The organism is Arthrobacter sp. I3 (assembly GCF_000520575.1).
Classification (GTDB): domain Bacteria; phylum Actinomycetota; class Actinomycetes; order Actinomycetales; family Micrococcaceae; genus Arthrobacter; species Arthrobacter humicola_A.
This window is the reverse complement of the sequence record NZ_KI914969.1, coordinates 60,235-61,605: the sequence shown is the minus strand read 5'-3', so window position 1 is coordinate 61,605 and position 1,371 is coordinate 60,235. Positions and strand designations below refer to the sequence as shown.

Here is a 1,371-nt window from a genome sequence, read left to right as displayed (position 1 = left end):
TGCTGCCGATCGCCACCCGGTCCGTTGAAGGACACGGATATGACTTCCGCGCGGCCCGCGTCATCGGTTCCACCAAGATCGACCATGCCTTCACCGACATGGTGTTCGACGGCGCCGGGCAGGCACACGTGGTGGTCCGGGACCCGGGCGGGACGGGCGTCGGCATGGCCTGGGACCGCAGCTGCGCCTGGCTGCAGCTCTACACCGGGGATGCTGAACCGCCGCTGCCCAGCCGGCTCGGACTCGCCGTGGAACCCATGACGTGCCCGCCGGATGCCTTCAACACCGGCACGGACCTCGTGCGGCTCGTACCCGGAGACCCGCACCGCGTGGCCTGGCGCATCTTCGCCGCGTGAGGGTCCGGCGGCGGTAAGAAGGAGACTGGCACCGAATGTGCGTTGACTCACATGTTTCAAGAAGCTATCTTTGACCATATTGTTAGCGATAACAATCAGCCGCAGATCCCTTGACGGCTGAACCCCCGTTCCATTCAGACCTCCGCAATCCTCCCGCTGTTACCGCCCCGCAGGGGCACGATGACGTGCAGGACTGCGATCAGGAGCAACTTCGCGGACTTTGGGTCCGCGGAAGGAGAAAATTGTGAAGATCAGGAAACTCCTGGGCGCCGTCGCGGTTGTCCTCGCTGTGACCGTAGGGGCCACAGGCTGCGGCAGCCGGCCCGGCACGGCCGCCCCGGCCGCCCGGTCCGTTGAAGGACACGGATATGACTTCCGCGCGGCCCGCGTCATCGGTTCCACCAAGATCGACCATGCCTTCACCGACATGGTGTTCGACGGCGCCGGGCAGGCACACGTGGTGGTCCGGGACCCGGGCGGGACGGGCGTCGGCATGGCCTGGGACCGCAGCTGCGCCTGGCTGCAGCTCTACACCGGGGATGCTGAACCGCCGCTGCCCAGCCGGCTCGGACTCGCCGTGGAACCCATGACGTGCCCGCCGGATGCCTTCAACACCGGCACGGACCTCGTGCGGCTCGTACCCGGAGACCCGCACCGCGTGGCCTGGCGCATCTTCGCCGCGTGAGGGTCCGGCGGCGGTAAGAAGGAGACTGGCACCGAATGTGCGTTGACTCACATGTTTCAAGAAGCTATCTTTGACCATATTGTTAGCGATAACAATCAGCCGCAGATCCCTTGACGGCTGAACCCCCGTTCCATTCAGACCTCCGCAATCCTCCCGCTGTTACCGCCCCGCAGGGGCACGATGACGTGCAGGACTGCGATCAGGAGCAACTTCGCGGACTTTGGGTCCGCGGAAGGAGAAAATTGTGAAGATCAGGAAACTCCTGGGCGCCGTCGCGGTTGTCCTCGCTGTGACCGTAGGGGCCACAGGCTGCGGCAGCCGGCCCGCGTG

General features: G+C 65.5%; 1 protein-coding gene and 1 pseudogene. Both read left to right on the top strand.

Annotated features, from left to right (window positions below):
* Positions 1-356: pseudogene (locus Y706_RS27050) on the top strand (galactose mutarotase); the annotation flags it as partial.
* Positions 357-600: 244 nt separating this feature from the next.
* On the top strand, positions 601-1,041 hold the full coding sequence (locus Y706_RS27045; RefSeq protein WP_028278180.1) for an aldose epimerase family protein: 441 nt from the start codon (positions 601-603) through the stop codon (positions 1,039-1,041).
* The last annotated feature ends 330 nt before the right edge of the window (positions 1,042-1,371 follow it).